This is a genomic window from Moorena sp. SIO1G6, assembly GCF_010672795.1.
Classification (GTDB): Bacteria; Cyanobacteriota; Cyanobacteriia; order Cyanobacteriales; family Coleofasciculaceae; genus Moorena; species Moorena producens.
The window spans coordinates 19,723-27,934 of sequence record NZ_JAAHFZ010000076.1; the positions used below are offsets into that span (position 1 = coordinate 19,723).

The window sequence follows — 8,212 nt, forward strand, 5'->3', positions numbered from 1 at the left end:
CGGGTTGGGACAGCCCGTTCGATTGTAACGGGCAAGATGCCCATTCCACCCACCGGGTCAAACAGTAAAAGCGATGCAGCTTCGGAACAGGGGAGGCAGCGCGGTCTTGGGGGTTCCCCCGGAGACGAAACCTGATTACGTTGAGCCTTTATGGTTGGTAGGTTATGCAAAAAAGGGTTAAAACTTGAGGCGCGACCCCGTAATTTAATTCTTCAAGCGGAAAGCGCGCCTCCATTGATTAAGGCGAGCCTGTCTTACGGTAACTTCAAACCACTCGCGCTTTGCCGTGGTTTCCCCCACTCGCTATTGCATCAAGACAATGAGATGCACCCTACAGGTTGCAGGTTGAAGGTTGCAGGTTGCAGGTTGTTCGCCTTTGGCGTTCGGTGAAGGGTAAGTTGCCATCTGATAACTTTAAAATTGTGTAATTGGAGGAAGCCATGTTTTCTAACTATAAAATAAATCCTGTAGATGATTTAGATAAGGCAACAAATAACGTATCCGATCTACCCTCATTACCCATCGACTATTTTCCTAATGTGATTGAGATTTTTGATCAATATGGATTATTAGCTGGCGTAGTGGTGTCCAAAGGCATACCCTATGAAATGCCTAGGCACAAGGATCAGGTCAGTGACTACAATGCTTGGTATTTTGATGGACAGCTTTGCGTGTTTTATCGAGGAAAAAATATTTTGCTTGATCGCACTCAGAACTTGCAGCACCGAGCAGCAATTTTTGGAGCCTTAGGGTTGGGAGCATTAGGAGTTTAAAACCATGGCAAAAGTAACAATAGTCAGTGAGTCCTATGTATCATCTTTACAAGGACAATACCAAGGTGTCATTTCCAAATGGTCAAGTGGACTGGCAGCATTTAAGCAAAAGCAGCAGCAAAAGCAAGAACAAAATCGACAGGCTCAACAACTCAATGGTCAGGTATACAATAGTAATCAAGAGCCTGAAATTAAAATTACCGATGAGGATAAAGTAGTCTATGGTAAAGATGGAGATAAGTTGGTCAATGACTTGAACTCAGACATCATTGGTCAGTTGACTTTAGCCAAAGAGTCATCTGTAGGAGAGATGATTGGAGTCACCAATAAAAAAGTAGAATTGGATGGAATCGTTATTTTACAAACTAATGATGAAGGTGTGGTAAAGGTTAACGCTTTTGATGAACAACAGCTACAGGGGCAAAAACAAAAGATATCTAGTCCAATTCAACCACAAAACCAATCTTTAAAACCAAAAGTCCAACCCGTAAAAGCTAATACTGAAACCAGAGGTGGATTATATTCAGTACGACGCTCAGTGCAGGCTTTAGAGAATACACCACTAAAGCAGTTTTTGCAGTGCCAGGTTAATGAGATGCGTATGCTTCGTAGTGCTCAAAAACAAAAACAAGAAGCTATGCAATCGGAGTTTCTATCTGAATTGATTGAAGCCCGAATGCTTCAATCCAAGCAGCCGAGTTGGTGGGAAAAGGTTGTTTCACCGATTTCAGAAAAAGTGGAAAAATTCAAAAATGCTGTGTCTAATTACCATGAAACATCCCGTCAAAAAGAAGCTGCTGCTACCTTAGTACGCTTAATCAATTCTCAAGCATCACCAGGACAAGATACCTATGAATCAGCAGAGTATACGATTCATCGCGAGGATAATTCCTATGCAATGAGGGACAAAAAAGGTAAGGAATTGATAAAGTTTCGCGCTGGTGCTATGGGGGTCACTGTACAGGGAGAACCCAAACTCAATGAACAGCAATATCAAGAAATTTCACAGGTAAAAAAGCAGTTAGATTGGGGACAGAAACCTGAGGGAAAGTTTCGGCAATTAGGAGCTTCTGAGGCTGACTACTTTAGCCGTGTCAAGGCAGTTGCAGATACATTGGTCGAGTATGCCCAATCACAAGGAAATACTGTCCAGGTTGAAGGTAAACTCAACTATAACTGGAGAGCAACTCCCAATGGCGATATCACAATTGCGGCTAAGGACAGACGAGGAACCATCTTTTCACAGCAGAAAGGACAATTTATGTCCCAGATGACACAACGGGATTTATCCTACTTTGAGCAAGCCTTAAAACCTTTAATGAGCCAAGCGCCACAACGACTAGTTCAGCCCTCTCGATCATCAGTGCAGTCTCTAAAATCTCAAAGCCTAGGTGCTCCTAACCCCTTTGCTCACTCCAGTTTAACAGCACTAGCTTCAAGCAATGGACAGGCTTTTCAACCGCCAGCTAAAACACCTTTCTCGGAACCGATTAATCTCAAACAGAAATCAAAGGAGCTATCTTTGTAAGGCTTTTTGTTAACTGTTAACCCTCAACAATAAACAACCTGATCTAGCAATCCTCTATAATTCGTGAACAGTCACAGGTCTTACTCAGTAAGGATTCAGCTATCAGCTATCAGCCATCAGCCAAGGCCAAGTTGGCCGTAGGCCACGCTACGCCAATGGCCACGCTACGCGAACAGGTATAAGCTATAATGTATTAGCTATAATTTATAAGCTATAATGCATCAGCTATAATGTATTAGCTATTAGCTATCACCCAAAGGCTGACTGCTGACTGCTGACTGCTGAATGCTTACCTTACTCAGGACTCATTACTTTCTTAGCAAAGACTAGTTTAAATGGAAGTATTGTTCACAAATTATTTAGGATTGCTATAATTTCATTTTGAATCAATAACGTTTGCTTGAAAATGAATATACCCGAAGTTGGGACATTATTAGAATGCTATGGAGCAGTATCTATAGGAATTCCCTTGATTGAAAGACACAATGTACTCAGGTGGATTTGTCAGAGTCTTACTCACCATGGAGTATTCCTGGTTTACCTCTGGAATTTAGCTAGTCGTGGATTTCAGAAAATTGAATGGGATGGAAATTATGATACCTTAGAAAGTTCAATGGTTAATGTCCTAGAAGAGCGTGAGCCATTTGCACAGGTTGTTGAAGTGTTGAATTTTTGTCAAGCCTATTCTGGTAAAGCTCTATTTATCTTAGAAGATTTACCGTCTTTACTCGATAGTGCTGACAGTGGGCAAACCATAACCATCAGAACCTCATTGTCTAATGTTCTCTACAACTTTGGTCTCTCAAGCGATAAGTTTCTAATTCTTTTGGATACGGGGGAGAATGAGTTACCTCGAATTTTAAACTCAATTATTCCTGCTGCCGAATTTCCTTTCCCAGAACCCAAGGAAGTCACGGCATTATTAAAAACTCATTTAGTAGAATATGGTTTGGCTGACCAAGAAACACCTCTAGACGACAGACTAGCTCGGTCTATCGGGGGATTGACTCCGGAAGAAATTCGGATGGCAGTCAAACTGGCGGCGAAAAAAAATAAATACGCCCCCATAGTGTCTTGCCTGTTAAGCGATCGCTCTGAAGAGCGCGCCAAAGGCGAACGCAAGCAATTTCATATAGCAGTCAACAAAGCCCAATCTCAATCAGAGCTAGCCAAGCAATTAATCAATTACAAAATTCACAGACTCAAAGGATTTGGTTTAGAGTTCCTCAAACCTGATGTTGGGGAATTTGGGGGATTAGATAAACTGAAACAAGCCTTGGAATGGGTGAAACAAGATTTTTCTGATCAAGCCAGAGCTTATGGGATTCCATTGCCCAAGGGATGGCTATTGATTGGTCCTCCAGGAACAGGAAAAACCTTTGCTGCCAAAGTCTGTGCTCAAACCTTAGGATTTCCTTTAATTAGCATGGGAGTGGATTTAGTAATTGGTAGTAGTCCAACCCATTTAAAACGACTCTTGCGTCGAGTTGAGGCCGCGAGTCCTTGTGTTTTGTTTCTCGATGAATTGGACAAGTTTTTTGATTCCCAAACAAATAACACCAAACAAATTCTAGGAATTCTATTAACCTGGTTGCAAGAGAAAACAACTCCCACATTTGTGATTGGAACTCTCAACCGATTAGATGCTTTGCCTCCAGAATTAACTCGTGCTGGCAGATTTGACAAACTGTTTTATGTCGGTTTTCCCAAAGAGATTGAGCGGTTTGAGATTTTTAAACTCCATGCTAGCCGATTTGATCCTCGTTATCGGGAGGGAAATGGACCATTAACAGAAAAACAATGGCGTCGATTATTGAGTGCGACACGAAAATGTACTGGAGCAGAAATTCGTGCCATTGTAGAATCAGCAGTGCAGCGAGTGTTCCATCAAGGTCAGAGAACTCCTTTTAAAATTGAATTGGAAAATCTATTAGAGCAGCGAGAAGCAATGACTCCCTTGTATTCTCAGGATACCGAGAGAGTTTTAGCAATGGAAAATCGAGCAGAAGGGGTTTGTAAGCCTTCCTCTTCACCAGATAAATCAATTTTTGCTAGGGAAATAACTACCTTGTGGGGAGAACGATTAAATGTTGGGTCTTAAGTGATATCATGTCCCGATAATTATCCTTAATACCAATTTTTACAGCACACTATCTCCCCATCAATCTTCTTTATTATGGGTATTCAACCGGACTTAATCTGATATCTAATCCGATGTAATGAGTAATGGGTAATGGGTAATGGGTAATTGTGATTACTCTCGTACCATTACCCATTAACACTTAAGCCTTACCGATTACCAACCAGTTTAATCAAGGAATTTTATACCTTGATTAGGTTTAAATATAGCAGTCGAAGTAAAGGTTAAGACATATTTTGTTCCCTGTTCCCTTCCCCCCTTACTAAGGGGGGTTAGGGGGGAACCCTGTTACCTTGAAAACAAAATACTATGTCCTAAACTATACTTTCCTTGCTATAACTGCTGATTAAGACTTAAATTCCAGCAGAGAATTTATCCCCAGTTTGCTGCAAGACGATAGGAGATAGACAGCTTTAGTATTGCCTTTCAGGGCAAAGTATTCCCAAATATGAAGACAATCTCCTAAACTCATAGTTTTCATTATCCCTTGAGTTTCTGTATAACAGTATAGTATCTTACCCGAAAAACCTTTGGCTTTCAATTTTTTTAGTTTTCTCCTTGAGTTAATAATTCCCACCAGTAAAGCAACCGATGAGCCTATGGCATCCATGGCAGCGGATAAACTAACCCGAAACTCCTGATCATCCTCTGTCTTTAATATTTCTAATTGGGATTGACCAATTGTAATCCTAGTCGGGGTTGCTTTTAGCAAATCTGAATCTTGGTTAATTAAGTTTACCCTTGGTTGGATTAATTGATTTGGGTCTTTCTCTAATTGTTCAATGAGTTGCTTTAAGGAAACTGTTTGATTTTTATCCAGGTAGGGGGGGATGAGATTGTCTGAAACTAAATATTTCCAATAAGCCAGTAAGCTGTTGAGAGGATAAACAGTCAAGTTTCTCTGGGAAGGAGTAGTAACCCATAATTTTTGATAGCCATTTTCTTCAAGAAATTGTTGAGCTTGTCTTGGAGACTGTCTAATCGGTATAGACATTTGCCGTAAGCTAAAAACAATTTGGTTATCAAGGCTATAAGCTCCTAGGGTGACTTCCTCTAATTGAAGACAGATATGATCTACGTGGGGATAATCCAAAAAATCATCATCAATTATCTGAGGATCAGTGTGATGAGTTTGAGCAATTAGGTGGGTCATAGCCATAAATTCCTTCTTCTAAATCCCTTGATTTAAGTAAGCATATGCGCTACGCGCAGGCTACGCCAACAGCTATTGGCCGTAGGCCACGCTACTTGAGGTGCAGTCAGCCTGAGCGTAGCGCGTTAGCTAACTGCTGAATGCTTACTGATTTAACCTGTTCAAGTTTTTGACTGTTTCTCTTTCTTGGTAGTACTCTCTAAGCAGAGCAACGGATTGATTATGTACATATAACCCCTTATAGTAACGTTCCTTTTTTCAGAGAATTTTTATCGTTTCAGGATTTTAACGTCTCTATGTAACAAATATTTACAAATCTTGTTATTATCGAATTTTATGGCTATTTATAAAGAAGTAAGCAAACAAGGAATTAGGGAAATGGTAGGAAGTAATCTTTCTCAAGAAAACCTCTCCCACATCAAGCAACCTGAAAGTCTGTCAGATTTAATTGACGAGAGGGATAAGACGGATTACTCTCTATTGGAAAAGCTGTTAGAAGGACGTTCCGATAGCTTTAAGGCAAAAATTTTAGATTTAGTTGTTGCGACAGAATTGGACGCTAATGACCCGCTATTCCTATTTTTGGTAGCAACGTCCAGTTTGGAAACAATGTTAGCAGATACTCCTAAATCCTTAGAGCAGTTATTCCGAAGTTGGGAAAAGGATATCCAGCAGATGATTGATGTCGTGGGGCAATCCACCGTGGATATTCAGCGCCAAGAAATTGCTAAAGCGATCGCTCTTCAGAGCGCGCCAAAGGCGAACGCGTCTGCCATAGAGCAATCAAAAGTAACCATAGAATCCAAGTCAGAAAGACAGCCCTGTTCCTATCCACCCAAAGGGTCAATGGATTTTCCGATTGTTAAGGCATCTCCTTTTACAAACATTACAGCCATTTGTGGAGCTGTGGTTTTGTCATTGGTTTGTGGACTAGGAGCGGGTTGGGGGCTATCTGAGTTAAGTCAACCAAAATTAGACCCCAATGGTTCTAGACAACTAACCCTAGACGAAGCAGCTACCTTAAATTGGGCAATCAGTAAAGAGGGCAAATTAGCCAGAAATATAACCAAATGGAATGCGGGCTATTTGGATAACTTAGAGTGTCAAAAGGATGCCATAGAGGCAGGAATCCGGTTAAACTTTGGGGGAAAAAAAGCCACTAGCGGCTATTGTCTACTTTGGGTCGCCCCTCCGAGCCAGCGCAAGTATATAGACGACAATAAATAAGTGAACCCTATTTTATCGCTATTTTGATAGAGATCAGTGTCGGTGTTTTGGTAATGGCTAATAAGTACGAGCCTTATCCCGACCAGAAGTACCATTTCTCTTATGGATTAGTGAGTGCTAAATTTTTCTGATGGTACTCCATAGCTTTAGTGTAGTTTCCTTGAGAGTAATAAGCGGCTTTCAGACTAGCTATGGCTTTTTTTGCTGCCTTCCGGTCACCGATGGCTTGGGCAATACTCAAACGTTGTTCATAATATTCAACCGCTTGGCCATAATTGTCTAAAGCATCATAAGCCTTTCCCAAGCGACCTAAAGCTTGTTGTTCTAGACGGCGATTACCTATTTGTTGAGCTTTGAGCAATTGCTGCTGAATATAGTAAATCCCTTGAATATAATCTCCTAGTGCCAAGCAAGCATTACCCAACTTGCCCAGAATTTGTCCTTCTAGGGGAAGATCACCCATCTGCTGTGCGATCGCAAAACGCTGCTCGTAATAGTCAATAGCTTGAGCATAATCACCGATGGAGTAGCAGGAGTTACTAAGATTTCTCAGAATTCGCTCTTCCAGCTGCGGTAACCCAAGACTCTGGGCAACATAGAGGCTCTGTTGCTGGCAAGCTATTGCTCGGGGCAAATCCCCTAGTGCCTTATGGGCCAATCCTAGATTGTTCAAGGCAGTCACCTCTCCCAGTCGGTCTTGGAGTTGCCGCATAATAGTTAGGCTTTTTTGACCATAGTCAATGGCTTTGAGGTGATTTCCTTGGTGACGGTAGGCATTTCCCAAAATTCCCAAAACCTGGCCCTCAAGACGCTGGTCTTTGATGTCTTTTGCGATCGCAAGACTTTTGTTACTATATTTTATGGCTTGTTGAAAGTTGTCCAAGGAATAAGCAGTCAGGGCCATACCACTCAGAGCTTTTCCTTGACCCCGTCTATTTGCCAATTGCGCATACATTGCTAGTGCTTCTTGAAACGACTGTCTTGCTGCGGATAATTGACATCGCTGGTGCTGCTCAATCCCTTTCTCTAAAAGTTGAGCAGCTTCACCGGTGCGATGGTTTGACGCAAGGTCATGAACATTATCTGGAATGTTGTCAGGTAATGTAGGAACGAAAGTTTGGCGTGCTGCCTCTACTAGACGCTCCCTATATTCGCTGTCATCACACGGCAACCGGCTCTCCATTCCTATTGCCTCTTACGGATCATCAAGAGTTTTGTAGTTTTCTAAGTTTGCGCAATCGAGTAAAATCCTTTGCCATATATTCCATTAGAGTCGATGCCTGGTATTACCCAGGGCACCTCTCCTTCAAATCCGGACGTGAAAGTTTCCCCTCATCCGGCTCCTAGATATTCTAGTCTTTCGACTTGCCCCCATGAATATGTTGGTGACA

6 protein-coding genes are annotated in these 8,212 nt (G+C 41.7%); 4 read left to right on the forward strand and 2 right to left on the reverse strand.

What is annotated here, in order from left to right:
• The first annotated feature begins 440 nt into the window (after nucleotides 1-440).
• The 3 genes from F6K63_RS33200 (at nucleotide 441) to F6K63_RS33210 (ending at nucleotide 4,402) form a co-directional block, all read left to right on the forward strand.
• The gene (locus F6K63_RS33200; RefSeq protein WP_287247518.1) at nucleotides 441-773 is read left to right on the forward strand and encodes a hypothetical protein; all 333 of its coding nucleotides are present in this window, start codon (nucleotides 441-443) and stop codon (nucleotides 771-773) included.
• A 4-nt stretch (nucleotides 774-777) separates the two neighbouring features.
• On the forward strand, nucleotides 778-2,301 hold the full coding sequence (locus tag F6K63_RS33205; RefSeq protein WP_009149091.1) for a hypothetical protein: 1,524 nt from the start codon (nucleotides 778-780) through the stop codon (nucleotides 2,299-2,301).
• A 406-nt stretch (nucleotides 2,302-2,707) separates the two neighbouring features.
• Nucleotides 2,708-4,402 carry an ATP-binding protein gene (locus tag F6K63_RS33210; RefSeq protein WP_009149089.1) on the forward strand — a complete coding sequence of 565 codons (1,695 nt, stop codon included), beginning with the start codon at nucleotides 2,708-2,710 and terminating at the stop codon, nucleotides 4,400-4,402.
• Nucleotides 4,403-4,787: 385 nt separating this feature from the next.
• Here F6K63_RS33210 and F6K63_RS33215 read toward each other — a convergent pair whose 3' ends face one another.
• Nucleotides 4,788-5,594 carry a hypothetical protein gene (locus F6K63_RS33215; RefSeq protein WP_287247520.1) on the reverse strand — a complete coding sequence of 269 codons (807 nt, stop codon included), beginning with the start codon at nucleotides 5,592-5,594 and terminating at the stop codon, nucleotides 4,788-4,790.
• 336 nt (nucleotides 5,595-5,930) lie between these two features.
• Between F6K63_RS33215 and F6K63_RS33220 the strand changes: the two genes are divergently transcribed.
• Nucleotides 5,931-6,821: a DUF6753 family protein gene (locus tag F6K63_RS33220; protein ID WP_009149086.1), complete on the forward strand. Its 891-nt coding sequence runs from the start codon at nucleotides 5,931-5,933 to the stop codon at nucleotides 6,819-6,821.
• Between the two features lie 100 nt (nucleotides 6,822-6,921).
• Here F6K63_RS33220 and F6K63_RS33225 read toward each other — a convergent pair whose 3' ends face one another.
• Nucleotides 6,922-8,004 carry a tetratricopeptide repeat protein gene (locus tag F6K63_RS33225; protein WP_009149084.1) on the reverse strand — a complete coding sequence of 361 codons (1,083 nt, stop codon included), beginning with the start codon at nucleotides 8,002-8,004 and terminating at the stop codon, nucleotides 6,922-6,924.
• Nucleotides 8,005-8,212: the final 208 nt, after the last annotated feature.